This window comes from Sphingomonas sp. Leaf343 (assembly GCF_001423765.1).
Classification (GTDB): Bacteria; Pseudomonadota; Alphaproteobacteria; order Sphingomonadales; family Sphingomonadaceae; genus Sphingomonas.
In genome coordinates this window covers 376,025-401,088 of record NZ_LMPG01000010.1, presented here as the reverse complement: position 1 = coordinate 401,088, position 25,064 = coordinate 376,025, and the positions used below count along the sequence as shown (strand labels likewise).

23 protein-coding genes are annotated in these 25,064 nt (G+C 67.7%); 17 read left to right on the top strand and 6 right to left on the bottom strand.

Annotated elements, in window-relative coordinates; genetic code table 11:
- Positions 1-110 precede the first annotated feature (110 nt).
- On the top strand, positions 111-1,850 hold the full coding sequence (locus ASG07_RS07115) for a gamma-glutamyltransferase family protein (RefSeq protein WP_055843796.1): 1,740 nt from the start codon (positions 111-113) through the stop codon (positions 1,848-1,850).
- 207 nt (positions 1,851-2,057) lie between these two features.
- On the opposite strand, the gene ASG07_RS07110 is transcribed toward ASG07_RS07115, so the two are convergent.
- Positions 2,058-3,086 carry a quinone-dependent dihydroorotate dehydrogenase gene (locus ASG07_RS07110; RefSeq protein WP_156361773.1) on the bottom strand — a complete coding sequence of 343 codons (1,029 nt, stop codon included), beginning with the start codon at positions 3,084-3,086 and terminating at the stop codon, positions 2,058-2,060.
- Between the two features lie 104 nt (positions 3,087-3,190).
- Between ASG07_RS07110 and ASG07_RS07105 the strand changes: the two genes are divergently transcribed.
- The 9 genes from ASG07_RS07105 to mtnP all read left to right on the top strand — a co-directional run bounded on the left by ASG07_RS07105 (position 3,191) and on the right by mtnP (position 10,398).
- Positions 3,191-3,607: an SUF system Fe-S cluster assembly regulator gene (locus ASG07_RS07105; protein ID WP_055843792.1), complete on the top strand. Its 417-nt coding sequence runs from the start codon at positions 3,191-3,193 to the stop codon at positions 3,605-3,607.
- On the top strand, positions 3,607-5,082 hold the full coding sequence (sufB, locus tag ASG07_RS07100; RefSeq protein ID WP_055843790.1) for a Fe-S cluster assembly protein SufB: 1,476 nt from the start codon (positions 3,607-3,609) through the stop codon (positions 5,080-5,082). The genes ASG07_RS07105 and sufB overlap by 1 nt, the downstream gene beginning before the upstream one ends.
- An 89-nt stretch (positions 5,083-5,171) precedes the next feature.
- A complete protein-coding gene (locus tag ASG07_RS07095; protein ID WP_269082629.1) occupies positions 5,172-5,555 on the top strand; it encodes an endonuclease domain-containing protein in 384 nt (127 codons plus the stop codon).
- Between the two features lie 2 nt (positions 5,556-5,557).
- Positions 5,558-6,301 carry a Fe-S cluster assembly ATPase SufC gene (gene sufC / locus ASG07_RS07090; RefSeq protein WP_055843785.1) on the top strand — a complete coding sequence of 248 codons (744 nt, stop codon included), beginning with the start codon at positions 5,558-5,560 and terminating at the stop codon, positions 6,299-6,301.
- Between the two features lie 31 nt (positions 6,302-6,332).
- Positions 6,333-7,406, top strand: coding sequence for a SufD family Fe-S cluster assembly protein (locus ASG07_RS07085; protein ID WP_055843783.1), 1,074 nt, complete (start codon positions 6,333-6,335; stop codon positions 7,404-7,406).
- Positions 7,407-7,497: 91 nt separating this feature from the next.
- Positions 7,498-8,703 (top strand): aminotransferase class V-fold PLP-dependent enzyme, encoded by a 1,206-nt coding sequence (locus ASG07_RS07080; RefSeq protein ID WP_055843781.1) that lies wholly within the window; start codon positions 7,498-7,500, stop codon positions 8,701-8,703.
- Positions 8,700-9,167: an SUF system Fe-S cluster assembly protein gene (locus tag ASG07_RS07075; protein ID WP_055843779.1), complete on the top strand. Its 468-nt coding sequence runs from the start codon at positions 8,700-8,702 to the stop codon at positions 9,165-9,167. Before ASG07_RS07080 ends, ASG07_RS07075 begins: the two co-directional genes overlap by 4 nt.
- On the top strand, positions 9,167-9,520 hold the full coding sequence (locus tag ASG07_RS07070) for a HesB/IscA family protein (protein ID WP_055843778.1): 354 nt from the start codon (positions 9,167-9,169) through the stop codon (positions 9,518-9,520). Before ASG07_RS07075 ends, ASG07_RS07070 begins: the two co-directional genes overlap by 1 nt.
- Positions 9,520-10,398 carry an S-methyl-5'-thioadenosine phosphorylase gene (mtnP, locus tag ASG07_RS07065; RefSeq protein ID WP_055843775.1) on the top strand — a complete coding sequence of 293 codons (879 nt, stop codon included), beginning with the start codon at positions 9,520-9,522 and terminating at the stop codon, positions 10,396-10,398. Before ASG07_RS07070 ends, mtnP begins: the two co-directional genes overlap by 1 nt.
- A 21-nt stretch (positions 10,399-10,419) precedes the next feature.
- On the opposite strand, the gene ASG07_RS07060 is transcribed toward mtnP, so the two are convergent.
- The 3 genes from ASG07_RS07060 to ASG07_RS07050 form a co-directional block, all read right to left on the bottom strand.
- Positions 10,420-11,157, bottom strand: coding sequence for an energy transducer TonB (locus tag ASG07_RS07060; protein WP_236694581.1), 738 nt, complete (start codon positions 11,155-11,157; stop codon positions 10,420-10,422).
- Between the two features lie 63 nt (positions 11,158-11,220).
- A complete protein-coding gene (locus ASG07_RS07055; protein WP_055843772.1) occupies positions 11,221-11,928 on the bottom strand; it encodes a SapC family protein in 708 nt (235 codons plus the stop codon).
- Positions 11,925-13,472 (bottom strand): tryptophan halogenase family protein, encoded by a 1,548-nt coding sequence (locus ASG07_RS07050; RefSeq protein WP_055843769.1) that lies wholly within the window; start codon positions 13,470-13,472, stop codon positions 11,925-11,927. Before ASG07_RS07050 ends, ASG07_RS07055 begins: the two co-directional genes overlap by 4 nt.
- 222 nt (positions 13,473-13,694) lie before the next feature.
- On the opposite strand from ASG07_RS07050, the gene ASG07_RS07045 reads away from it, so the two are divergent.
- Complete coding sequence (locus ASG07_RS07045) at positions 13,695-16,484, top strand: TonB-dependent receptor (RefSeq protein WP_055843768.1); 2,790 nt, start codon at positions 13,695-13,697, stop codon at positions 16,482-16,484.
- Positions 16,485-16,544: 60 nt separating this feature from the next.
- On the opposite strand, the gene ASG07_RS07040 is transcribed toward ASG07_RS07045, so the two are convergent.
- Positions 16,545-17,960 (bottom strand): Gfo/Idh/MocA family protein, encoded by a 1,416-nt coding sequence (locus ASG07_RS07040; protein ID WP_055843766.1) that lies wholly within the window; start codon positions 17,958-17,960, stop codon positions 16,545-16,547.
- Between the two features lie 80 nt (positions 17,961-18,040).
- A complete protein-coding gene (locus ASG07_RS07035; protein ID WP_055843763.1) occupies positions 18,041-18,832 on the bottom strand; it encodes a glycerophosphoryl diester phosphodiesterase membrane domain-containing protein in 792 nt (263 codons plus the stop codon).
- A gap of 201 nt (positions 18,833-19,033) precedes the next feature.
- Here ASG07_RS07035 and ASG07_RS07030 point away from each other — a divergent pair, with 201 nt between their 5' ends.
- From ASG07_RS07030 to ASG07_RS07005, 6 genes are read left to right on the top strand one after another with little or no spacing between them, the layout of a single operon-like run.
- Positions 19,034-19,705 (top strand): DUF4129 domain-containing protein, encoded by a 672-nt coding sequence (locus ASG07_RS07030; RefSeq protein ID WP_236694580.1) that lies wholly within the window; start codon positions 19,034-19,036, stop codon positions 19,703-19,705.
- Positions 19,702-20,928: a hypothetical protein gene (locus ASG07_RS07025; RefSeq protein WP_055843756.1), complete on the top strand. Its 1,227-nt coding sequence runs from the start codon at positions 19,702-19,704 to the stop codon at positions 20,926-20,928. The genes ASG07_RS07030 and ASG07_RS07025 overlap by 4 nt, the downstream gene beginning before the upstream one ends.
- Complete coding sequence (locus tag ASG07_RS07020; protein WP_055843754.1) at positions 20,925-21,881, top strand: AAA family ATPase; 957 nt, start codon at positions 20,925-20,927, stop codon at positions 21,879-21,881. Before ASG07_RS07025 ends, ASG07_RS07020 begins: the two co-directional genes overlap by 4 nt.
- A complete protein-coding gene (locus tag ASG07_RS07015; protein ID WP_055843752.1) occupies positions 21,878-23,185 on the top strand; it encodes a DUF58 domain-containing protein in 1,308 nt (435 codons plus the stop codon). Before ASG07_RS07020 ends, ASG07_RS07015 begins: the two co-directional genes overlap by 4 nt.
- A complete protein-coding gene (locus ASG07_RS07010) occupies positions 23,182-24,204 on the top strand; it encodes a stage II sporulation protein M (protein WP_055843750.1) in 1,023 nt (340 codons plus the stop codon). The genes ASG07_RS07015 and ASG07_RS07010 overlap by 4 nt, the downstream gene beginning before the upstream one ends.
- Positions 24,185-25,054, top strand: a complete 870-nt coding sequence (locus tag ASG07_RS07005; protein WP_055843748.1) for an RDD family protein — start codon at positions 24,185-24,187, stop codon at positions 25,052-25,054. Before ASG07_RS07010 ends, ASG07_RS07005 begins: the two co-directional genes overlap by 20 nt.
- The last annotated feature ends 10 nt before the right edge of the window (positions 25,055-25,064 follow it).

The window sequence follows — 25,064 nt, the reverse complement described above, 5'->3', positions numbered from 1 at the left end:
CGCGGTCTCCCTGTCCCGAAGGGGGGGGCTTCGGATCGTCATCTATCCCGGCGCTCGCCACGCTAATAGGGGCATTCGCATTGCCGATCGGATCACCTAAGGACAGTCCGATGACATCGATATTGCGTTCGATCGCGGTCGCCGCCGCGTTGGTCCTGTCCGGTTGCGCGACGGACCGGCAGACGGCGTCCACTCCGGCACAGTCTGTCGCGCCGATTGCGAAGGCGAAGATCTTCGTGATCGCCGCCAATCCGCTGGCGACGGAGGCGGGAATGGCCGTGCTGCGGCGCGGCGGCAGCGCGGCGGACGCCGCGGTGGCGGTGCAGGCGATGCTGTCGCTGGTGGAACCGCAAAGCTCCGGCGTCGGCGGCGGCGGTTTCATGAGCTATTACGACGCCGCGACGCGCAAGGTCGTCGTCTATGACGGGCGCGAAACAGCTCCCGCCGGCGCGACGCCTGACATGTTCCTCGACGACAATGGCAAGCCGTTGCCATTCCGCGATGCGGTGCTGAGCGGTCGTGCGACGGGCGTACCGGGGGCGGTGAAGATGCTCGCGCTCGTCCAGCAGCGGCATGGCGCGCTGCCGTGGAAGACGCTGTTCGCCGATGCGGAGCAGACCGCGCGCGACGGGTTCGTGGTGTCGCCACGTCTCGGCAAGTTCCTGGCGAGCGGTGCGTTTCCGGAGTCGAACGTGCCCGACGTGCTGGCCTATTTCGGCAGACCCAGGGGCGGGCTGGTCGGGCCGGGCGACCGGTTGCGCAATCCCGCCTATGCGGCGTTCCTCGGGCGGCTGGCGGCGCAGGGTCCCGACGCGCTCTATACGGGGGAGACGGCGCGGCGGATTGTGGCGCGCGTACAGGCCGGGCCGCTGGCGGGCACGATGACGCTCGCCGACCTCGCCCGGTACAGGCCGGTCGAGCGCGAAGCGGTGTGCGGACGGTACCGCGTCTATGCTGTGTGCGTCCCGCCGCCCCCTGCGAGCGGTGTCGGCATGCTGCAATTGCTGATGCTGCTGGAGCGGACCGACATCGCGGATCGTGACCCGGACGATGCCCAGGCGTGGTACCTGTTCGCCGCCGCCAGCCGGCTGATGTATGCCGACCGCGACGGGTATTTTGGCGACCCGGCGTTCGTGAACGTGCCGGTCAAGGGGCTGATCGATCCCGGTTATGTCACCGCACGGTCGCGCCTTATCGGCGCCACCGCAGGGCCGCCGCCGGAAGCCGGCACGCCGCCGGGCGCGCCGGTCGCGGCGAACGACCGGCAGGTGGAGCCGGTCGGTACGTCCCACTTCATCGTCGGCGACGCGCATGGCAACGTCGTATCGATGACGACGACGGTCGAATCGATCTTCGGGTCGGGGCGGATGGTCGACGGGTTCTTCCTCAACAACCAGATGACCGACTTCGCCTTTTCGCCGCGCGATGCCGCCGGGCGTCCGGCCGCGAATGCGGTTGCGGCGGGGAAGCGGCCGCGATCGTCGATGACGCCGCTGATCCTGCTCGACGCCGACCGGCGCTTCGCGGGCGCGATCGGGTCGGCGGGGGGCAATGCGATCCTCGCCTATGTCGGCAAGTCGCTGGTCGCGGCGATCGACTGGAAACTGCCGATGCAGCAGGCGATCGCGCTGCCCAACCTGATCGCACGCGGCGGCAGTTATCAGGGGGAAGCGGACCGCTTCTCCCCCGCGGTGCGTGCCGGGTTGCTGGCGCGCGGCGTCGACGTGCGGCCGGGGCAGGGGGAGGATTCTGGCGTTCACGGCGTGATCGTGCGGAACGGGGTGCTCGACGGTGGTTACGATCCGCGCCGCGAGGGGCGGGTGATGATCGAGGACGCGCCGGCGCGGTGAACTTGTTTGTGCCGCGCGCTGTCGTATCTGTTGGGAGCGTCGGTTGGAGACGCTGGTTCCAAGGACTTGAGATCTATTCTTCTGCTCCCTCCCCTTCAGGGGAGGACTTGGGTGGGGCCTCTCAACCAGCGACTGGTTTGCGGCACCGCCCCACCCCCGACCCCTCCTCTGAAGGGGAGGGGAGATGAGATGCGCGTTGATCCTGCGCTACGCCCCCACCGCCTCGGCCACGCTCTTGAGTCCGTCGCGCGCCAGCAGCGCGTCCAGCCCGCCGAGCATCCGTGCCGCTAACCCCGGCCCCTCATAGACAAGCGCGGTGTAGACCTGAACGAGGCTAGCCCCTGCGCGGATGCGGGCATACGCCTCCTCCGCCGAACCGATGCCGCCGACCGCGACCAGCGGCACCGCGCCACCCGTCGCCGTGCGGAAATCCGCCAGCCGTGCGCGCGCCAGCGGGGCCAGCGGCGCGCCCGACAGGCCACCCGTCTCCGCGCCGTTCGCGGAGCGCAGGCCCGGTCGCGTCACGGTCGTGTTGCCGACGATCAGCGCATCGACCTTCGCCTCGATCACCGCGCGGGCGATGTCGTCGACATCGGCAGGGTCGAGATCGGGTGCGACCTTCAGGAACAGCGGCGTCGTGCCCTTCGCCGCGACCGACGCCGCCAGCAGGTCGCGCAGCGCCTGCCCGGATTGCAGGTCGCGCAGGCCGGGCGTGTTGGGCGAGCTGATGTTGATCGTCACGTAGTCGGCCAGCGGCGCGGCAGCAGCGACGCTCTTCGCATAGTCGGCGATCCGGTCGTCCGAATCCTTGTTCGCGCCGACGTTGATGCCCAGCGTCCCGCGCCGCTTCGCCGCCCGCGCATTCGCCAGCCCCGCGTCCAGTCCGTGGTTGTTGAAGCCGTAGCGGTTCACCACCGCGCGGTCCTCCGGCAGGCGGAACAGCCGTGGCTTCGCATTGCCGGCCTGCGGGCGCGGCGTCAGCGTGCCGATCTCTACCGACCCGAAGCCCAACCCGAAGAATCCGGCGATCACCTCCCCGTTCTTGTCGACGCCCGCCGCCAGCCCGACCGGATTGGCGAAGGTCACGCCCGCGACGGTCGTCGCCAGCCGCGAATAGCGCGCGCCGTCCCGTGCCAAGGGCGTGCCCGCGCCCCCCCAGAGCGACAGCATCCTGAGCGTCAGGGCATGGGCGCGCTCCGCATCGAGCGCGAACAGGGCGGGGTGATACCAGGACATGGGCGCGCTCATCGCACCCTTGCGAGTCGTTTGCAAAGATAGCGGTTGATCGCGGCGTTGCGCTGCACCATCTGCAATCGGACGGAACCGATCCGATTGGAACGATGCGCCTCTCTTCCCTAGCCGATTATGCGGTCGTCCTGATGGCCGCCGCCGCGCGCCACTGCGGTGGCGTGGGTCGGCTGAACGCGACCCTGCTCGCGGAGGAGACGGGCGTGCCGCTGCCGACTGCGCAGAAGCTGGTCAGCCGCCTCGCCGCGGCGGGTTTGCTGGAAAGCGCGCGTGGCACCGGCGGGGGTTTCCGCCTGTCGCGCCCGCCCTCGGCGATCAGCCTGGCGGACGTGATCGAGGCGGTCGAGGGGCCGATCGCGCTGACGTCCTGCGTCTCCGAGACGCGGCACGACTGCGCGATCGACGGAAGTTGTCGGGTGAAGCCGCACTGGAGCGTCGTCAACGGCGCGGTGCGCGGCGCGCTGGCGGGTGTTTCGCTCGCCAGCCTGTCGGTGTTGGAGCAAGCGTGATGAAGAACGCCGAGGCCTATGCGGCCGTATCGAAGAAGTACGAGTGGGGTTTCGCCACCGACATCGAACAGGACTTCGCGCCCAAGGGGCTGTCGGAGGACACGGTTCGCTACATCAGCGCCAAGAAGAACGAGCCCGAATGGATGCTCGACTGGCGGCTGAAGGCGTTTCGCCTGTGGCTGACGATGGAGGCGCCCGACTGGGCGAAGCTGAACGTCCCGCCGATCGATTATCAGGACGCGTTCTATTACGCGGAGCCGAAGGCGAAGGCGACGATCGCGTCGCTGGACGAACTCGACCCCGAAATCCGCCGCACCTACGAAAAACTCGGCATCCCGATCGAGGAGCAGAAGCTGCTCGCCAATGTCGCGCCCGATCCCGACGCGCCCGCGCCGCGCCGGGTCGCAGTGGATGCGGTGTTCGACAGCGTGTCGGTCGCCACCACCTTCCGCAAGGAGCTGGAGGCCGCCGGCGTCATCTTCCGCTCGATCAGCGAGGCGATCCGCGAATACCCCGACCTCGTCCGCAAATGGCTGGGCAAGGTCGTGCCACAGCGGGATAACTTCTTCGCGACGCTCAACAGCGCCGTCTTCAGCGACGGCACCTTCGTCTACATCCCGGAGGGCGTCCGCTGCCCGATGGAGCTGTCGACCTATTTCCGCATCAACGCGGAGAATACCGGCCAGTTCGAACGCACGCTGATCGTCGCCGACAAGGGCAGCTATGTCAGCTATCTGGAGGGCTGCACCGCGCCGATGCGCGACGAGAACCAACTCCACGCCGCGGTGGTCGAACTGGTCGCGCTCGACGATGCCGAGATCAAGTATTCGACCGTCCAGAACTGGTATCCGGGCGACGAGAACGGCCTTGGCGGCATCTACAACTTCGTCACCAAGCGTGCGCTGTGTCAGGGCAAGAACAGCAAGGTGTCGTGGACGCAGGTCGAAACCGGCAGTGCGGTGACGTGGAAATATCCGTCCTGCGTGTTGTCGGGCGACGGCTCGGTCGGCGAGTTCTACTCGGTCGCTGTGACCAACAATCGCCAGCAGGCGGACACCGGCACCAAGATGATCCATCTGGGCAAGAACACCCGCTCGACCATCGTGTCGAAGGGGATTTCCGCAGGGCGTTCGGACAACACGTATCGCGGCCTCGTCCGTGTCGGCCCGACGGCGGAGAATGTGCGCAACTTCACCCAGTGCGACAGCCTGTTGCTGGGCGACCAGTGCGGCGCACACACGATCCCTTATATCGAGGTCCGCAACCCTTCCGCCCAGATCGAGCATGAGGCGACGACGTCGAAGATCAGCGAGGACCAGCTGTTCTACGCCATGTCGCGCGGTCTGGATCAGGAGGCGGCAGTCGCCCTGATCGTCAACGGCTTCGCGCGCGAGGTGCTGCAGCAGCTGCCGATGGAGTTCGCGGTCGAGGCGCAGAAGTTGCTGGGGATCAGCCTTGAAGGATCTGTGGGATGACACCCCGCGACGACGATCGTCGCCTTGACTCCCCTCCCCTTCAGGGGAGGGGCAGGGGGTGGGGCCTCTCCGCGAGCACGATCGACCGTATGCACGGTCGCGCCTCCGCTATGCGCCATAATCCGACGGAGCCGGAGAAGCGGCTATGGTCGCGTCTGTCGCAATCGCAACTGGGCGGTTTCAAGTTTCGGCGGCAGGCGACGATCGGCATGGTCATCGTAGACTTTCTGTGCCCGCAGAAAGGGATGATCGTCGAGGTTGATGGGCATACGCACGGTGATGCCGCCAGTGACGAGCGTCGCGATGCTGCGCTAGCCGTACTCGGCTTCCGAACGGTTCGGTTCACGAACACCGACGTCATGCAGAATATAGAGGGCGTGCTGGCACGGCTTCTGGATGAACTACGAGCGTTGCCCGACCGGCGAACGCCCCACCCCAACCCCTCCCCTGAAGGGGAGGGGCTAGAGAGATGACAATGCTGAACATCGAAAACCTCCACGCCGAGATCGACGGCAAGGAAATCCTCAAGGGTCTGTCGCTGACCGTGAACGCGGGTGAAATCCACGCGATCATGGGGCCGAACGGCGCGGGCAAGTCGACGCTGGGCTATGTCCTCGGCGGTCGTCCCGGCTACGAGGTGACCGCGGGTTCCGTGACGTTCGACGGCAAGGACCTGCTCGAACTCGAACCGCACGAGCGCGCTGCCGCCGGCCTGTTCCTCGGCTTCCAGTATCCGGTCGAGATTCCCGGTGTGTCGAACGTCCAGTTCCTGCGCGAGGCGCTGAATGCGCAGCGTGGGCAGCGCGACGAGAAGCCGCTGTCGGGCGCGGAGTTCCTGAAGCTGGCGCGCGAGGAAGCGCGCAAGCTCGACATGGATGCGGAAATGCTCAAGCGGCCGGTCAATGTCGGGTTCTCGGGCGGCGAGAAGAAGCGCAACGAGATGGTGCAGATGGGCATCGTCGATCCGAAGTTCGCGATCCTCGACGAGACGGATTCGGGCCTCGACATCGATGCGCTGCGGATCGTCGGCGACGGCATCAACCGCATCATGCGCGCGCCCGACAAGGCGGTGCTGCTCATCACCCATTATCAGCGGCTACTCGATTACGTGAAGCCCGATTTCGTCCACGTCCTCGACGGCGGCGTCATCACCCGCACGGGCGGGCCGGAACTGGCGCACGAGCTGGAGCGGGCGGGCTATTCGCAGGTGGCGGCGTGATCCGGTCGCCACGAGCGTCGGGGTCGCCGGCATGAGCGTCATGGAACTCCCCTCCACCCGCGAGGAAGCGTGGCGCTGGGCCGATACCGCCGGGATCGCCGCCGCCGCGGCGCTGCCGCAGATCGCGGGGGGCGAAGCCGGTGGCTGGTTCCTCGACCTGCCCGGCGCGCGGATCGTCGTGGTCGACGGCGTGGTCGATCGGGCGGTCAGCAATCTCGGCCGCGTCGTGCTTCGGCAGGTCGACGCGGAGGATCATGCCCTCGCCGCGCGCACGTCCGGCCCGGGGTGGGCGCTGCATCTGGACGCCGATGCCGCCGCCGATCCGGTGCAGATCGTCCATGTCGCGACCGGAGCCGCCAACCATCTGCCGTCCGAGATCGTGCTGGGCGACAACGCCGTCGCGCAGGTCGTGGAAACCTATGTCGGCAGCGGCTGGGCGAACCGGTTCACGCGCACCACGCTGGGCAAGGCGGCGCGGCTGATGCGGTCGGTGCGGCTGTTGCAGGATGCCGGCTTCACCTCGCTGCGCGAGGACGCGACGCTCGGTACGGGAGCCAGCCTGATCGCGATCTTCCTCGGCGCGGGCGCGGCGGGCACGCGGATCGACGCGCGCATCGTCGCGGGCGAGGGGGCCTATGTAGATTATGGCGGCGCGCTGCTGACGGCGGGCGAGCAGCGACAGGAATGCGCGGTTCGCGTCCATCATGCCGAGCCGAACGGTCAGAGCAAGCAGGTCTGGCGCGCCGTCGCCGCCGATCGCTCCGCCGCCAGCCTCGCCGCGGCGGTCGAGGTCGCGCGCCATGCGCAGAAGACGGACGGCGAGCAGTCGCTGCGCGGCCTGCTGCTGCAACGGACCGCCACCGTGAACCTCAAGCCGGAGCTGGAGATTTTCGCGGACGACGTGAAGTGCGCCCACGGCGCGACCGTCGGCGAACTCGATGCGCGGGCGCTGTTCTACATGCAGAGCCGGGGCATTTCGCGGGCGCGGGCGCAGGCATTGCTGACGCATGCGTTCGTCGTCGATGCACTGGACAGGATCGGGAATGAGACGGTTCGCGATGCGTTCGTGGCGGATGCGGATGCGTGGCTGGAGCGAGCGTTGTGAGTGCGGCTGCCGTTATGCCCCTTCTTGCGGGGGATGGGAAAAGTAGCGTCCAGCGCCTCCACTTCCTCCACTTCGCGTTGGAGAATGCCGCATGACCGGCGCCGCTCCGCTCGACACGCTCGCTGATTTTCCCGCCATTCCGGCCGGTTGGGCGTATCTCGACACCGCCGCGACGGCACAGAAGCCGCAGGTCGTGGTCGACGCGATCACGCGTGCGTACGGCGAAACCTACGCCACCGTGCATCGCGGCGTATACCAGCGGTCCGCCGACATGACCGTCGCCTATGAAGCCGCACGGCAGCGCGTGGCGGACTTCATCGGGGCCGGCTCGCCCGACGAATGCGTGTTCGTCCGCGGCGCGACGGAGGGGATCAACCTCGTCACCGAGTGCTGGGCCGCGCGTCAGCTGAAGGCGGGCGATCGCATCATGCTGTCGATGCTCGAGCATCACAGCAACATCGTGCCGTGGCAGATGGCCGCCGAGCGCGTCGGCGCGGCGATCGACGTCGCGCCGCTGACCAGCGACGGCCGCATCGATCTCGACGCGATGGCGGCGATGCTGACCGCGCGGCACAGGCTCGTCGCGCTGGCGCATGTATCGAATGTCCTCGGTTCCGTGCTGGACGTGGAGCGCGCGGTGTCGCTGGCGCACGGTGTCGGGGCGAAGATCCTGATCGACGGGTGTCAGGCGGTTCCGCGAATGCCGGTCGACGTGACCGCGCTCGGCTGCGATTTCTACGTGTTTTCCGCGCACAAGATCTACGGCCCGACCGGCATCGGCGTGCTGTGGGGCCGGCCCGAATTGCTCGATGCGATGCCGCCGTGGCAGGGCGGCGGATCGATGATCGACCGCGTGACGTTCGCGAAGACGACCTATGCCAAGCCTCCGGGCCGGTTCGAGGCGGGGACGCCCCATATCGTCGGCGCGCTCGGGCTGCACGCGGCGATCGATTATGTCGAGGGCATCGGCCTGCCGGCGATCCACGCGCACGAGACGGCGCTGGTTGCGAGAGCGCGCGATGCGCTGGGCAGCATCAACAGCGTGCGGCTGCTGGGTCCGGCGGACTCCGCCGGCATCGTCAGTTTTACGGTCGAGGGGGTGCATCCGCACGACATCGGCACCATCTTGGACGAGAGCCAAGTGGCAATCCGCGCCGGTCATCATTGCGCGCAACCGCTGATGGAGGCGCTGGGCGTGGAGGCGACGGCGCGGGCCAGCTTCGGCGTCTATAACGGACCGGCCGATGTGGACGCGCTGGTAAAGGGCGTCGAGCGAGTGACGAGGATTTTCGGATGAGCGACTATCAGGTCGAGCAGGTAGAGGGCGTCTCACCGCCGCCCAAGGCGCGGGTGGACGATGTCGCCACTCCGCTGGTGACGCCCGAGCCACGCGAGCGCGATTACCTCTCCGGCTTCCTCGCGCAGAAGCCGCAGGGCGATGCGCCGGGAGAGCCGGGCGGCGCGCTGTATGAGGCCGTGATCGACGCGTTGAAGGACATCTTCGACCCCGAAATCCCGGTTAATATCTACGACCTCGGCCTGATCTACGGTGTCGACGTGACGGAGAATGGCGAGGCGACGGTGACGATGACGCTGACGACGCCGCATTGCCCGGTCGCGGAGTCGATGCCCGCCGAAGTCGAGATGCGCGTCGCCGCGGTGCCGGGCATCTCGATCGCCGACGTCAATCTCGTCTGGGACCCGCCATGGGACCCGCAGAAGATGTCCGACGACGCCAAGCTCGAACTGGGGATGCTGTAATGGCCACCACGCTGCGCGCGCGGCCCGCCGCGTTGAACCTGACAGCCAGCGCCGAGGCGCGGATCGCCGACCTGATGGGCCGCGCGCCCGCGGACGCGGTCGGCGTCAAGCTGTCGACCCCCAAGCGCGGCTGCTCCGGCCTTGCCTATTCGGTCGATTACGTGACGGAGGCGAAGCCCTTCGACGAACGAATCGACACGCCCGGCGGCACATTGTTCGTCGATGGCGGGTCGATCCTCTACCTGATCGGATCGACGATGGACTGGGTGGAGGACGATTTCACCGCCGGCTTCGTGTTCCAGAATCCGAATGCCAAGGGCGCGTGCGGCTGCGGCGAGAGCTTCACCGTCTGATGCGTGGCTGGACGATCGGTATCCTCGGCGGATCGGGGCTCTACGCGATCGACGGCTTGCAGGATGCGGAATGGCAGCGGGTCGACAGCCCCTGGGGCGAGCCGTCCGATGCGATCCTGACCGGGTGGATCGGTCATGCCCGCGTCGCCTTCCTGCCCCGCCACGGCCGCGGCCACCGCATCGCGCCGGGCGAGATCGATGCCCGCGCCAACATCGATGCGTTGAAGCGGCTGGGCGTCACCGACCTGCTGGCGATCTCGTCCGTCGGGTCGTTGCGCGAGGACCGGCCGCCGGGCAGCTTTACGATCGTCGACCAGTTCATCGACCGCACCACGTCACGTCCGAACAGTTTCTTCGGAACCGGGCTGGTGGCGCACGTGCCGATGGCGGAACCGGTCTGCCCACGCCTGTCCGGTTTCGCGGCGAAGGCCGCGCGCGACGCCGGGGCGGGCGTGGACGCGGGCGGCACCTATCTGGCGATGGAAGGTCCGGCCTTCTCGACGCGTGCAGAGAGCCAGCTGTATCGAAGCTGGGGCGCGGACGTGATCGGCATGACCGCGATGCCCGAGGCGAAGCTCGCGCGGGAGGCGGAGCTTCCGTACGCCCTGATCGCGATGGTGACGGATTACGATGCGTGGCGGGAGGGTGAAGCCGCCGTCGATGTCGCCGCCGTGCTGGCGCAGGTCGGAGCGAACGGCGCGCTGGCGCGCGAGACGGTCCGCCGTCTGCTGCTGGGCTTGCCGGAGGAGCGGCCTGCATCGCCGATCGATACGGTGCTCGACACCGCGATCATCACCGCGCCGGGCTTGAGGGACGCGGCGCTGGCGGCGAAGCTGGACCCGGTGGCGGGGCGGGCGATGGGCGGCGCCCGACGATAGTCGAACCTCCGGGTCGCCGGGTCACCCGTCAATCGCGGGCGGATCGATGTCCCATTGCTGATCGCGCAGCACCGTCGACCGGACCGGCCGGCCATCGACATCGCGCCACGGATCGTAGCGAAACCGCTTCTCGACCGCCCGGCAGGTGGCTTGGTCCATCAGCGTGTTCCCACTCGATCGCACGACCATACATCCGGTCACGTGGCCATCAATTTCGACCTGATACCGCGTGCCGACGACGCCGCGGAATCCGGTATCGAGTACCGCATCGGGAATGTCCGATCCCCTGATCCGGCCGCGGATCAGCCGCGGCACGCGTTCGAGGCCGCTGCCGTCGCCATCGCCATCACCGCCCGCGCCATGGCCGTTGCCGATCCCGCCGGAACCCGTTCCCGGCCCCGCACGATCGGATGCGCCGGAGGTAGCCTGCACGCCGGTATCGGGCAGCGACGCCACGGCAACGGGCGGCGGCGCAATCGAGATAACCGGCTCCGGCGCGGTGACCTCCGTCGCCCTGGAACGGAGGTTGGGCGGGGATGCTTTCCCGCTCGGCCGGGCGATCTTGCGCGGCGGTGGCACGACACGCTCGGGGGGTGATGCGTCGGGGGGCACGTCGAACGTCGCCAGCGTCTGCTCCGCCGGTATTGCCGGTCCGCGGAACGCCAGCCCCAGCATCAACGCATAGCCCAGCATGCCCACGGTCAGCGCGGTGGATGCCGCGGCTCCCGCCCGTTCGCGAAGGGGTGTCGATCTCGTCACCAGGCGGAGATGATGCGCAACCGGCGCTTTCGCAATGCGCGAGAGCGGCTGGCGCCCTGTATGCTAGGGGAGAATCCGGAGCACCCGTGCATGGCGGGCATTGTTGAGCTGGCACAGCCTCTCGATCTGAACGAGGGACGCCGCCATGATCGTCGCCGGCGCGAGCCGGTCGGCACGGTGCAGCGCCAGCACATCCGCATCGGGCAGGTTCGCCAACGCCTCCGTATCGATCGTGTACAGGCCGTCGATCCCGTGCTCGCGCCCGTCGTCGCCTTGCAGCGTGAGCCGCAACGGCCGGATCAGCCGTTTTCCGGCATAGTCGCCGATCACGTCGCGCGCCGCACCGATATCGGCGATCAGGCGATGCAACGCCACCGCGATGTCGGCGAGGAGCGCGGTCGACTCCCCGTCCACGAACAGCGGCTGCCCGGCGACTGCCCCGATCGCGCCGTCCGCCTCGTCCACCGCCAGCCCGGCGACGCCGGCCGGATCAAGCCGGAACCCGGTCAGTTGCAACGCGCGCGGACAATAGGTCGCGTGCATCCGCCCCTCGACGCAGAACAGATTGCCGGGCTCGATCAGCCCGAGCAGCGCGACCAGATTGAACCGGCCGGTATTCGCATCCTTCGCCAGACACACTGGCATGTCCGCCGCCACCAGCGCGATCTCCGACAGGCCGATCTGCACGATCGTCTGCGGCGAGGACACGATGCCGGGGTCGAAGCGCAGCGCGCCATGCGCGGATCGATCGAGAGGGCGCACCCGGCTCATACGCGTTGCAATCCATAGTTCCGCACCGCGCGCAGCAGGTCGCGGTGGGCGGGCGCCCGCGCGATCAGGTCGCCGCGGATCCGCTCATTGCGGGTGATCAGGCCGGCGGCCATCGCCGCCTCCGGCGTCGCGGTGCCGACCGGCGGGTAGCGGCTGGCGAAGCGCATGCCGTGCAGGACATATTGATAGCTCGGCCACGAGAAGACTTCACGCGCATGCGGGAAATCCTGCGGGGCAGGGGAATGGTGGCGCCAGAACTCCAGCCGTTCCTCCAAGCCGTCCGGGATCGAGGACGCCGCGACATTGTCCTGCCAGAAGTCCGTGTCCGTCCGTTGCGTGATGACGTAATGCAGCTTCAGGAACTCGATGATCCGCATCCAGTGGTGGCGGAACGTGGCGTTGAACTGCCGCGCCGCCAGATTCATCGCCGATCGCGTCCGCGGCAGGCGTTCGGCGATGGCGTCCATCGATGCCTCGATCAGCATCAGCGCCGATGCCTCCAGCGGTTCGATGAAGCCCGCCGACAGCCCGACCGCGACGCAATTGTTCTGCCAGAAGCGTTCGCGGTGGCCACCGTCGATCCGGATCGTCCGCACCGACAGGTCGTCGCCCGCCGGTCCGACATAGCGGCGCAGCGCCGCCTCCGCTGCGTCGTCGCTGGTATGGGCGCTGCTGTAGACGTGGCCGACGCCGCGCCGCGTCCACAACCCGATGTCCCAGATCCAGCCGGCGTCCTGCGCAGTGGAGATCGTGTGGCAGGCGATCGGGTCGTCGTCGCTGGCATGCGGAACCTGCATCGCGATGGCGCGATCGGCGAACAGCACGTCGCGACAGCTTTCGAACGGAACGCCGTACACGCCGCCGATCAGCAGGGCGGCGAACCCGGTACAATCCACGAACAGGTCGCCCGCGATCCGCCGGCCGTCCGCCATCTCCACATCGAGGATGTCGCCGTTGTCCGCCTGGTTCGCGCGCGCCACGTCGCCGATCACATGCGTCACGCCCAGCGCGCCCGTTGCGTGCTCCCTCAGCATCGTGGCGAACTTGCCGGCGTCCAGATGATAGGCGTAATTGGCGTGGCCGGCATATTCGGCCGAGGTGATCGTCTTGGGTGCCAGTCCCGCCTCACACAGGGCCGCCTGATAGTCGACGCAATCCGCAAAATCCGTCGACCGGCCCAGCCAATAGGGCGCAAGGTCGATCTCGCTCGCGCCGGCGGGCGGATTCAGGGGGTGATAATAGGCGTCGCCCGGTTGTCCGTCCGTCCAGCCGACGAACCGCGCACCCTGTTTCAGCGCGGCATCGCAGGACCGGATGAACTCCGTCTCGCTGATGCCGATCTTCGCCAGGGTGTTCCGCATCGTCGGCCACGTGCCTTCACCGACTCCGATCGTCGGAATACGATCGGATTCTACCAGCGTGACCGAGACGCCGCTTCCGGTCCGCTTCGCCTGCGCGGCCAACCGACAGGCTGCCAGCCAGCCCGCCGAGCCGCCGCCCACGACGATGACGGTGTTCACGGTGGCGGCAGATTTGCCGCCCATTTCCCCTCCATTTAACATCTAAGTCCCTGTTTTTCGCGGGAATAAAATCGTTTTCATTTTCCCGTTGTATTAATCAGACAATAATCCTAGCAAAGACTAGGATCCCGTTCAAGCGAGGCGGGACTTCAATCGGGAGGGATAGCGATGGGCAAAACTCAGGGACAACTCAAGCGTAACGCGACGTATTCTGCGTGTGGACTGGCCAGCGCGCTCATCGCTCTGATGGCCGCCACGCCCGCGATGGCCATGCCGCAGACGACGGCGCCGACGGTGCAGGATCCGGCCGCGAGCCTGCCGCCGCAGACGGAAGAAGCCGCCGACGACATCGTCGTCACCGGTATCCGCGCCAGCATCGCAACATCCGCCGCACAGAAGCGCGATGCCATCGGTGTCCTCGATGCGATCTCCTCCGAAGACCTCGGCAAGTTTCCCGACGCCAACGTGGCCGAATCGCTTCAGCGCATTCCGGGTGTCGCGATCGACCGCAGCAACGGTGAGGGCCAGTCGGTCACCGTTCGCGGTCTGGGACCACAGTTCAACACCGTGTTGTTCAATGGCCGCAGCTTCGCCAGCGACAATTTCAACCGCGCTTTCTCGTTCGACCTGATCCCGGCCGAACTCATCAGCGGCGCGCAGGTCTACAAGAGCTCGCAGGCGTCGCTGCAGGGCGGCGGCATCGGCGCGACGATCAATATCCAGACCCCGCGCCCGCTGGACCTGAAGGAGTTCAAGGGCATCGTCAGCGCCAAGGCGCTGTACGAGAAGAACAGCGAGAAGTTCACGCCGCAATTGTTCGGCCTGCTCAGCAACACCTTCGCCGATGGTCGGCTGGGATTGCTGGCGTCCTTGTCATACCAGAAGCGTATCGCGTCGATCGATTCCGTCACGAACGGCGGCTATCTGCCCAACACGACGGTCGGGCCGAACGCTGCGCCGCTGTTTCGAAACGTCTATGCGCCACGGAACCAGGATGTCGGCAATGCGCGCGACGTCCGCACCCGGCTCGGTGCCACGCTGGTCGCGCAGTACGAGGCCAGCGACACGCTGACCTTCACGGTCGACGGGCTGTACAACAAGTTCAAGAGCGATTCGACCACGCGCGCGCTCGGCAGCTGGTTCGAGCCGTCGCAATATACCGCCGCGACGATTGACGGGAACCGCACGATCACGTCGCTGACCACCAGCGGCAATGCCGACTTCATCTCGTCGGGCGCGGTGCGTGAAACGACGACGTGGGAAGCCGGCGGTAACGTCGAATGGAACCCCACCGACGAGTTCAAGATGGTGCTGGATGCGACCTGGTCGCGCGCCAAGAACGCGGGTGGCGGCAAATCCTATTTCGCCGTCATCGGCTCGCCGTCGCAGTACAGCTTCACCCAGGCGGAGAATGGCGGCATCGGCTCCACCTCCGGCTATGGCACGGGCGTGCTGAGCAATCCGGCACTGGGCCGCACGCACATCGCGGGCGTCAACGGCAACGACATCACCGAGAAGGTGACGGAATACCGCTGGAACAACGAATGGAAGCCGGAGAACACGCTGTTCAAGGCCTTCCGCTTCGGTGTGGCGCGCACCTCGCGCAACAAGAACAACGTCCCGATCACGTCCGCAGACGATGTCGGTTGCGTCTATTGCGGCTATCCGACGCTGGCCGATCCGTCCCTGCTGTCGTCGTTCACGATGGATGGACTGGGCGCGAAGAGTGGTTCGGTCCCGCTGACCTTCCTGACCTTCGACCCACGCCGCTATCTCGATTTCCTGACCAGCGCGGCCGCGACGTCCGCGCTGGATCGGGCCCAGGGTCTGGCGGCCGGCACGACGGCCGCCCGGTATGCAAGGGTCAACGGCTATGCCGCCACGCCGCAACCGTCGGCCCGCGTCAGGGAGACGGTCTATGCCAGCTATGCCGATTTCGATTTCGAGGCGGACGTCGGCGCCATGCCGCTGTTCGTCAACGTCGGCGCGCGATACGAATATACGGAACTCAGCTCGTTCGGGCAGCAGCGTCAGCTCGTCGATCTGACGCCGACCGGCGGCAATCCGCCGACCGATCCGACGATCTATGTCGGTGTGTTCGCCAGCCCGGCGGGCGTCGCGATCTCACGCGAATCGTCGTACAGCAACTTCCTGCCGGCCGCGAACGTGCGGTTGAATCTGACACCCAAGCTGCAGGTCCGCGTCGCCGCGTACAAGACGCTGACCCGGCCCGCGATCGGCGACCTGGCCCCGACCTTTAACACCGACACGCTGCGCCCGGCGACGCTGAGCGCCAGCGGCGGCAACACCGAACTGAAGCCGTATCGCGCCAACAACGCCGACCTGTCGGTGGAGTGGTATCCGACACCAACCACGACGCTGTCGGCGGCGGTGTTCTTCAAGAAGGTCGACGACTTCATCGTTCAAACCTTCGCCGCAGAATCGATCCCGATCGCCAACGCCGGCAACGCACAGGGTGTGCGGCTGCCGGTCGGCGGGCTGATTACGCAACGCGGCGGGCAGTTCTTCGGCGAATTCAGCGTGCGACGTCCTCGCAATGCCGAGTCGCTGGAGATCAAGGGGCTGGAGTTGAACGTGGTGCACACGCTCGACTGGCTGCCGGGCGTGCTGAGCGGCTTCGGCGTTCAGGCCAATGCGACGTTCGTCAGCACCAACCGCGACTTCGACGTCAACCAGATCGGTCAGTCGTTCGCTGCGGAGGGGATCGGCAATTCGCAGAATGCGACGGTCTTTTACGAGAAATACGGCATCTCGGCCCGCATCGCCTATAACCGTCGCGAACGCTTCCTGCGGCAGCTGGCGGGCGGTTCGGGCAACGAGCCGATCTTCGTGCGCGATTACGGCCAGTTCGATGGCAGCGTCGCCGTCAACGTGACGCCCGCCCTGCAGGTGTTCGTGGAGGGTACCAACCTGTTCAACGCGAAATATTTCACCACGGGCCGGTTCGACAACCAGCTCCTGACCTACCAGAACTTTGGGCCGCGCTACGACGCCGGCGTGCGCTTCTCCTTCTGACGCGTGACGGCCGGGGGCGGGGATCGTTCGTGACGATCCCCGCCCCCGGCTTTTCGCCGGTCAGAGCGTCCAGCCCGGACGATATTGCCGGTCGAGAAAGCGGTTCGCGTCGGGTATGTTGGTGATCCGGCCGGCCGCGCCATCATACTCGATCGCCTGTTCCGCCCGCAGCGCGACCATGCCAAGGATCATCGTCTCGTTCAGCGGGACCGCCGTCGCGAACGGGGAGGAGATCGCTTCCTCGCCGCGGATCGCCCGGATCCAGTTCATCTCATGCCCGTCGCGGCCACCCTGTATGCGCGGGAGGGAGATCGGCACCGCGGCGGCCCGCGCCTCGGTCCCGTCGCCGATCAGCACCGGCTTCTCGCCATAGGTCTCGTGCATCAGCATGCCGCGCTCGCCGATATACAGCACGCCGCCATCGGGATTCATCCGCACCGTCGCGGGCATAGCATCGGGCGTCGGCGGCATCAGCCCGCCATCGTACCACGTCAACGTCAGCGGCCCGTTCTTCGCATTGCCGAACCGATAGGTGGTGATGCTCGCCAGCGGATAGCTGGACAGTTCGGCGGGCGGCTTGCCGTCCCAAAGATCGTCGTCGCCGCCCCAATGGCTGTGCCGCGTCTCGACGCGGGTCGGCAGGCCCGGCTGCAGCGCCCAGACGGGGAAATCGATCAGGTGCGCGCCCATATCGCCAAGCGCGCCGACGCCGAACGGAATCCAGCCGCGCCAGTTGAAATGCGCGTAATCGGGGTTGTAGCCCCAATCGACCGCTGCCGGTCCCAGCCACAGGTTCCAGTCGAGGCTGGCGGGCTTCGCCACCGCCGCCGGGCGCGCGACGCCCTGCGGCCAGACGGGGCGGTTGGTCCACACCTGGACCTCGCGCACCCGTCCGATCACGCCGCCGCGGATCAACTCGACGACGCGGCGGCCATCGTCGCCCGAATGGCCCTGATTGCCCATCTGCGTGACCAGTTTCGGGTTGCGGCGCGCCAGATCCAGCAGCGTGCGACCTTCGCGCACGGTGTAGGTCAGCGGTTTCTGGACATAGACGTGCAGCCCGCGCTCCATCGCCATCTTCGCGGCGATCGCGTGGTGGTGATCCGGGGTCGCGATCACCACCGCGTCGATATCCTTGCGCCGGTCGAGCATGCGGCGATAGTCGGCGAACTTCTCCGCCTTGTCGTATGCGGCCTTCAACGCCAGCCGGTCGGGCCGGACCGCACCCTTGCTGTCGACCAGCGACTTGGCGACATGGGCGAAATCGACGTCGGCCAGCGCGACGACGTTCTGCCCGGTCAGCTTCCCCATGTTCTGCGCCCCCATCCCGCCGGCCCCGATGGCGGCGACGTTGACGCGGTCGCTCGGTGCGATCCGGCGCGCGGAGGCGGAGTCCGCAAACGGCAAAAGCCCCGCGCTGGCCGCCGCGCCACCGATCCAGTCGCGCCGCGTCAGACCCCTGGTCGATCCGGTCATTCCGTTCTCCTCATCCTGTCGAAACTGTTTCCTTTCAACAGCATGTCACAGGTCGCGGGCCGATGTCAGCCCCCGGCGGATCACGCGAAGATGGCGGCGAGACGATCCGTGCCGGGGCCATCCTTCCACCGGCGCAACGCGACGAACATCGTCGCCCCGAGCGCGGTGAGCCACGTCACCAGCACCGTGCTGACCAGCGACTGGACGACGCGTTCGAACAGCGACGGCAACATGATCGCCGCCGCAGGATCGCCGCGCAGCGCGTCGAGCGTGCCTTGGCCTGCGGAACCGAACAGGCTGAGCACGACCAGGACGATGCAATACGCGACGAAGGCCAGCATCAGGATACCGAAGATGTGCCAGCGTGCGCCCTTGGTCAGCGCGCGGCTGCGGGAGAACGCGCCGACGATGCCCGGCCGTTCCGCAACGATCGCCGGCAAGGCAACCGCCCAGGTCGTCGCGAACATCAGGCCGGGGACGAGCAGGAATATCGTCCCGATCCACACCCCGATCAGATACAGGGCGTAGACGACGAACAGCGCCGGTGCCCGTCGCAATCCGACCCGCAACACCTCTCCCGGTGTCGCCTTGCGTCCTTCGTCGTGGGCGACTGTCGCCTGTACGATCGCTCCGCCAGCGACGAGCCACAACAGGGCGGTCAGCAGGCCGATACTGCCCGCCGCCGCATATTGCCCGTTCATGGCATCGCCGTAGATTACCTGCGTCGCGCCGAGCCCGTAGAACAGCAACTGCGGCAATGCGACGATCAGGGCGCTGATCCCGAGCGTCGCGGCCGGGTTGCCGCGCATGACGTCGAAGCTGCGTGCGAATACGCCCCCGATCGAAATCCCGTCGCTGCCGTCGTTCGCCATGTCGTATCCCCCGATATGCCCCGCGCGGCAGGGTGACCGTCGGGTGACGCACTGTCCAGCCCATGAACCGCCATATCGCCCCCGATACCGGATTGCTTGATGGGTCGATCCGGCTAAGCTGACCAGCGGGGGCAGCCCGATCGTCATGGGGCGATCGTCGCTGGGGAGGCTATCATCGCGGGATCAGCACAGGATGCGGCCGTGGCCGATCGGCTCGCCGCCGCGCACGCTGCGTTGCGGGCCGATCCGTCGATCCAGTTCGCCCTGCACAACCCATCACCGCCGCCGCCGACACCGGAATGGATGCAGGCGCTGGGTCGCTGGCTGGCGTGGATGTTCGAACCCGTGGGCCGGCTGCTGCGCTGGCTGTCGGACCTGATGCCGGACCTGCCCTATGCGCGGATCGTGCTGTGGACGATGCTGGCACTCATCGCCGCGATGTCGATCTGGATGGTCGTCGAACGGCTTCGCTCCGGCGAATGGCGGTTGCCGCGCTGGCGACGAGGATCGCCGGTCGTGCCGGAGGTGCCGGAGGAGGCGTGGACGCCCGATGCCGCGCCTGCGCGCGCATGGCTGGCGGAGGCTGACCGGCTTGCGGCCGACCGGCGCTTCGCCGAGGCGGTTCACTATCTCCTGTTCCGGTCGATCGACGATATCGCGCGCCGTCGCCCCCAGTTGCGCAAACCGTCGCTGACCAGCCGCGAACTGGCATCCGCGCCGATGCTGCCGACTGCCGCGCGGCCCCTGTTCGCCAGTATCGCCGCACTGGTCGAGCATAGTCTGTTCGGCGGGCGGGCGGTCGACGACGCCGACTGGCAGGCGGCGCGCGCCGCCTATGCCGACCTCGTGCTGCCTCGGGTCTGGCGGACATGAGCGAGGTTGCGACCGCCCTGGATCGGGACGGGGGGCGGGCGTCCACTGGCGTCTTCGCACCGACGACGGTGGCCCTGCTGCTGATCGTTGGCATACTTGGCTTTGCGGGATCGCTGTTGCTGGGAGCCTATGCGCCCGATTTCAGATCGGGGCGCAATGCGGGCGCGCATGCGCTGTCGAACGCCGCCACGGGGTTCGCCGGGATCGTCAATCTGGCGGGTGCGACCGGCCGGAACCCCCGCATCCTGCGTACCGAGGCGGGGTGGGACACGGAGGATCTGGTCGTCGCCACGCCCGAGCACGGCAATGTCGACATGAGCAGCTTCATGACCATGCGCCGTGGTCGTGCGACGCTGATCGTCCTGCCGAAATGGTCGACCGTGGCGAACGAGGACGTGGACGGGTGGGCCGACATCGTCGGGCTGCTGCCGGCGAGCGATCCCGCCCGCACGCTCGCCCCCGCGACCGCGCTGCCGATCGCGCGTCGGCCCAGCGGCGGCCGCCCGCTGCGTGCGGTCGACTGGGCACCGGCGGCGCTGTCGGTCGGCGCCCCCCGGCCGCTGCAGACGGTCGCCCCGGCGGCGCTGGTTCCGTTCGTCACCGACGCGGCAGGCCGCGTCGTCCTCGGCCGGATCGGCCGCACGGAGGTCTACATCCTCGCCGATCCCGATCTGCTCAACAATCACGGCATCCGGTCGCTGGCGCGTGCCCGGGGGGCGCTCGCCCTGCTCGATTTCGTCAATTCGACGGGGGCGGAGGGGGTCGCCTTCGACGTGACGCTGAACGGGCTCGCGCGCGGTCGCAGTCCGCTGAAACTGGCGTTCGAGCCGCCGTTCCTGGCGATGACGATGGCGATCGTCGCGGCGCTGGCGCTGGCCGGTTGGCAGGCGCTGATCCGCTTCGGCACGCCGGAGCCGCCGCGCCGCGCGATCGCGTTCGGCAAGACCGCGCTGGTCGACAACAGCGCGATGATCCTCCGCAAGGCGGGTCGGGAGGGCGCGCTTGGCGGTCGCTATGCCGCGCTGATCCGGGAGCGGGCGCGATCGCTATTGGGCGTGCCGGCCCGGCTGACCGACGAGGAGGCGGATCGCTATCTGGATCGGTTGCCGGGACCCTCGACGTTCACGATGCTGGTTGCTCCGGCAGGGCGGGCCGGCCACCGCGACGACATGCTGGCAGCCGCACGGGCGCTGCACCAATGGCTTTGGGAGAAGACACGGTGACCGTTGAAGATGTCCGGGCGCTCGGCCAGTCGATCCGTGCCGAAATCGGCAAGGCGGTGGTGGGTCACGATGCCACCGTCGACCTGTTGCTGGTGGCGCTGTTCGCGGGCGGACATATCCTGCTCGAAGGGCCGCCGGGCACTGCCAAGACGCTGCTCGCGCACAGCTTCGCGCAGACGGTCGGACTGGATTTCGGGCGGATCCAGTTTACGCCCGACCTGATGCCGGGCGATATCATCGGCGCGAACCTGTTCAATTTCCAGACATCGACCTTCACGTTGACGCGCGGGCCGATCTTCACCGAACTCCTGCTGGCGGACGAGATCAACCGGACGTCGCCCAAGACGCAGGCGGCGCTGCTGGAGGCTATGCAGGAACGGACCGTAACGATCGACGGCGACAGCCTGCCGCTGAGTGCGCGCTTCACCGTCGTCGCGACGCAGAATCCGATCGAACAGCAGGGCGTCTATCCGCTGCCCGAGGCGCAGCTCGACCGGTTCCTCTTCAAGCAAACCATCGGCTATCCGAACGCGGAGGAAGAACGGCGGATCATCGCCGGTCATGGCGCACGGCAGGCGGCGATGTCGCCCGCCGATTGGGGTGTCGAGCGGCGCGCCGACGCAGCGACGATCGACGCGGCGGTCGCGACCGTGGCTGGCGTGACGCTGGTCGACGACGTGATCGATTACATCGTCGCGCTGATCCGCGGCACCCGCGCCGTCGCCGAACTGGAGAGCGGTGCGTCGCCGCGATCGGGCGCGATGCTGGCCGGCGCGGCGCGCGCGCGGGCGGCGCTGGACGGCCGCGATTTCGTCATCCCCGACGACGTGAAGGCGCTGGCGCCTGCCTTGTTGCGCCACCGCCTGATCCTGGCACCCGCGGCGGAGATCGGCGGGCGCACGGTCGAGGAGGTGGTGACGCAGATCATCGACACGATCGAGGTTCCGCGTTGATCTATCCGACCCGCATGGCGGTGCTGGCGGCGGCGATCGGAGCTCCGGTCGCGCTGTTGCTCGCCATGCTGTTTCCGCGAAGCTGGTATGTCGGGCTCGGCTGGTCGTTCGCGGTGCTGATGCTGGTCGCGATGGATACGCTGCTGGGGCGGGCACAGGCGAGCATGGCCTTGACCTTGCCGCGATCGACACCCGTGGGCGTGCCGCTGACCGTGCCGATCGCCGTGACGGTGACTGGTCGTCGCGCACGGGCGGTGCAGGTTATGATCGCACCGGACCCGTTGCTGACGGTCGCCGACGATGCCCCGCTGTTCGTCGCGCTGAAGGACGGGCGCGGTGCCGCCGGGTTGACGCTGACGCCGATCCGACGCGGCACCGCACGGTTGGGGGATATCTGGCTACGCTGGACCGGGCCGCTCGGCCTCGTCTGGCGGCAGGCGCGGATCGATACGGAGCAGGCGCTGCCGATCTTGCCGGATGTCGAGGCGATCCGCGAACAGGGCGCGCAACTGTTCCAGCGTCACGCCGTACAGGGCTTGCTGGCGCAGAGCGACCGCGGCGACGGCACGGATTTCGATGCGCTGGTCGAGTTCCGGTCGGGCATGGACCGACGCGCGATCGACTGGAAACAGTCGGCGCGCCACCGGAAGTTGTACGCCAAAGAGTATCGGACCGAGTGCAACAGCCAGATCGTCTTCGCGATCGATACCGGGCGGCAGATGTCGGACCCGGTCGGCGGCATCCCGCGGGTCGACCGGGCGGTGTCGGCGGCGCTGCTGACGGGGTGGCTCGCGTTGAAGCTGGGCGATCGGGTGGCGCTGAATGCGTTCGACTCGCGACCGCGGATCGCCAGCGGCTTCATCGGCGGGGCTGGAGCCTTTCCGGAGTTGCAGCATCTGGCGGCGGCGATCGATTATGGCGGGGACGAGACGAACTACACCTTCGCGCTGACCACATTGGCGGCGCGGCTGACGCGACGATCGATGATCGTGCTATTCACCGAATTCACCGACCCGACGTCCGCGGATTTTCTCGTCCGTGCGGTCGCCCGCCTGCTGAAGACGCATCTCGTCCTGATCGTCGTGCTGCGCGACGACGAGCTGGAGACGATCGTCGATCGCGCGCCCGACGTTGCCGCAGACGTGACCCGCGCCGTCACGGCGGCGGCGCTGCTGCGCGACCGGCGGCTGGCCCTGCTGCGGCTGCGGCATCTGGGGGTGCATGTGATCGAAAGCCCGCACGATCAGGTCGCGGCGCGGCTGGTGGAGGGCTATGTCGACCTCAAGCGCAGGAGCCTGTTGTGAGCGCGTTCGTCGAAGCCCCGCCGCCGCTGCTCAACGCGAGCCGGTTCCGTGCCGCGCATGCGGAGGACTGGCAGCGGCTCGAAAGCCTGCTCACCCGCATCGAGAAGCGATCCGTGGGCGCGCTGGCGGACGACGATCTGCTCGCGCTGCCGCTACTGTATCGCTCCACCTTGTCCTCGCTCTCGGTCGCGCGCGAGACGTCGCTGGACCGCGCGATGGTCGCCTATCTGGAACAACTCTGCGCACGGGCCTATTTCCAGATCTACGGCGTGTCCGACTCTGCGTGGCGCGACCTCGGCCGGTTCTTTACGCATGGCTGGCCGGGCTCGGTGGCGCGGCTGTGGCGGGAAACGCTGGTGATGGCGTTCCTGACCGTCGCGGGCACCTTGGCGGCCTATGCGCTCGTACGGTCCGACCCGGCCTGGTTCTACGGCATCATTCCGGAGGGGCTTGCCGGCGGCCGCGATCCGGGCGCGTCCGCCGAAGCCCTGCGCGAGACAATGTACGGATCGAAGGAAGACGGGCTGGCGGTGTTCGCCGGTTTCCTGTTCGGACATAATGCCCAGATCGCCATCTTCGCCTTCGCGCTCGGCTTCGCGTTCGTGGTGCCGACCGCGCTCCTGATCCTCTATAACGGGCTGACGCTCGGGGCGATGATCGCGGTATTCGCGGACAAGGGACTGGGGCCGCAGTTCGGCGCCTGGCTGGCGATCCACGGCACGACCGAGTTGTTCGCGATCATGATCTCCGGTGCGGCGGGGATGCGGATCGGCACCGCCATCGCGTTCCCGGGGCGGCAGCAACGCATGATCGCGATCGTCGCGGCGGGGCGGACCGCCGCCGTCGCGGTCGCGGGTGTCGTGCTGATGCTGGCTGTCGCGGCGATACTGGAGGGTATCGGGCGGCAGGTCGTCACGTCAGACATGCTGCGATCAGGTATTGGCGCGGCGATGCTGGCGGGATGGCTCCTCTATTTTTACGGATTCGGAAGGCGTCTCGATGTTCGGTCGCGGGGCTAGGCCGGCGGCGTCGCTGCGACGCGGCTTCGTCACGCCGGAGGGGGTGGACCTGCAACTGGAACTGGGCGGCGCGGGCACGCGCGCGACCGCGTTCCTGATCGACATCACGATCATGCTGCTCGTCCTGATCGCGGCGACCGTCGCGCTCTATGTCATCGACGAGGCGACGGGCGGGGAGATCGCCAGGATCGTGTGGCTGATCGGCGCGTTCGTGCTGCGCAACGGCTGGTTTGTACTGTTCGAGATGAGCGGTCGCGGGGCGACGCCGGGCAAGCGGGTGATGGGACTGCGCGTCGTGGCGCGCGACGGTGCCCGGCTGACCGCGGGCGCCGTGCTGGCGCGGAACGCCATGCGCGAGATCGAGATATTCCTGCCGCTCTCGTTTCTGGGCGCGCAGGCGGAGAACGGCACCGCCGATGCCTTTCTGACGATCTTCGCGCTCGCGTGGAGCGGCATCTTCCTGTTCTTCCCGGTGTTCAACCGCGACCGCCTCCGCGTTGGCGATCTGGTTGCGGGAACCTGGGTGGTGCAGACGTCGCGGCGGACGCTCGCCCCGGATCTGGCGAGCGAGGCGGTTCGCTGGACCGCCCAGCCACGCCGCGCATTCCCTCCGGCGGCACTGGCCCTGTACGGGATCTATGAGCTGCAGACGCTGGAAGACGTGCTGCGCAACGGCGATCCCGCAACGCTCAATTCCGTGGCCGCGACGATCCGGCGCAAGGCGGCACTCGCCGACAATGGCGACGATGCCGGGTTCCTCGCCGATTATTACGCCGCCCTGTGCGCCACGCTGGAAAGCGGATTGCTGGTGGGGCGACGTCGCATCGACAAATACGGCGATCCGGCCTGAGCGCCCGCTC

Excerpts from the sequence above, each read along its gene's own strand:
- sufC (WP_055843785.1), top strand. The coding sequence starts at position 5,558 with ATGCTGAACATCGAAAACCTCCACGCCGAGATCGACGGCAAGGAAATC.
- ASG07_RS07045 (WP_055843768.1), top strand. The coding sequence starts at position 13,695 with ATGGCCGCCACGCCCGCGATGGCCATGCCGCAGACGACGGCGCCGACG.
- ASG07_RS07110 (WP_156361773.1), bottom strand. The coding sequence starts at position 3,086 with ATGTCCTGGTATCACCCCGCCCTGTTCGCGCTCGATGCGGAGCGCGCC.
- ASG07_RS07105 (WP_055843792.1), top strand. The coding sequence starts at position 3,191 with ATGCGCCTCTCTTCCCTAGCCGATTATGCGGTCGTCCTGATGGCCGCC.
- ASG07_RS07005 (WP_055843748.1), top strand. The coding sequence starts at position 24,185 with ATGTTCGGTCGCGGGGCTAGGCCGGCGGCGTCGCTGCGACGCGGCTTC.
- ASG07_RS07115 (WP_055843796.1), top strand. The coding sequence starts at position 111 with ATGACATCGATATTGCGTTCGATCGCGGTCGCCGCCGCGTTGGTCCTG.
- ASG07_RS07080 (WP_055843781.1), top strand. The coding sequence starts at position 7,498 with ATGACCGGCGCCGCTCCGCTCGACACGCTCGCTGATTTTCCCGCCATT.
- ASG07_RS07025 (WP_055843756.1), top strand. The coding sequence starts at position 19,702 with ATGAGCGAGGTTGCGACCGCCCTGGATCGGGACGGGGGGCGGGCGTCC.
- sufB (WP_055843790.1), top strand. The coding sequence starts at position 3,607 with ATGAAGAACGCCGAGGCCTATGCGGCCGTATCGAAGAAGTACGAGTGG.
- ASG07_RS07085 (WP_055843783.1), top strand. The coding sequence starts at position 6,333 with ATGAGCGTCATGGAACTCCCCTCCACCCGCGAGGAAGCGTGGCGCTGG.
- ASG07_RS07050 (WP_055843769.1), bottom strand. The coding sequence starts at position 13,472 with ATGGGCGGCAAATCTGCCGCCACCGTGAACACCGTCATCGTCGTGGGC.
- mtnP (WP_055843775.1), top strand. The coding sequence starts at position 9,520 with ATGCGTGGCTGGACGATCGGTATCCTCGGCGGATCGGGGCTCTACGCG.
- ASG07_RS07040 (WP_055843766.1), bottom strand. The coding sequence starts at position 17,960 with ATGACCGGATCGACCAGGGGTCTGACGCGGCGCGACTGGATCGGTGGC.
- ASG07_RS07075 (WP_055843779.1), top strand. The coding sequence starts at position 8,700 with ATGAGCGACTATCAGGTCGAGCAGGTAGAGGGCGTCTCACCGCCGCCC.
- ASG07_RS07095 (WP_269082629.1), top strand. The coding sequence starts at position 5,172 with ATGCACGGTCGCGCCTCCGCTATGCGCCATAATCCGACGGAGCCGGAG.
- ASG07_RS07035 (WP_055843763.1), bottom strand. The coding sequence starts at position 18,832 with ATGGCGAACGACGGCAGCGACGGGATTTCGATCGGGGGCGTATTCGCA.
- ASG07_RS07055 (WP_055843772.1), bottom strand. The coding sequence starts at position 11,928 with ATGAGCCGGGTGCGCCCTCTCGATCGATCCGCGCATGGCGCGCTGCGC.
- ASG07_RS07070 (WP_055843778.1), top strand. The coding sequence starts at position 9,167 with ATGGCCACCACGCTGCGCGCGCGGCCCGCCGCGTTGAACCTGACAGCC.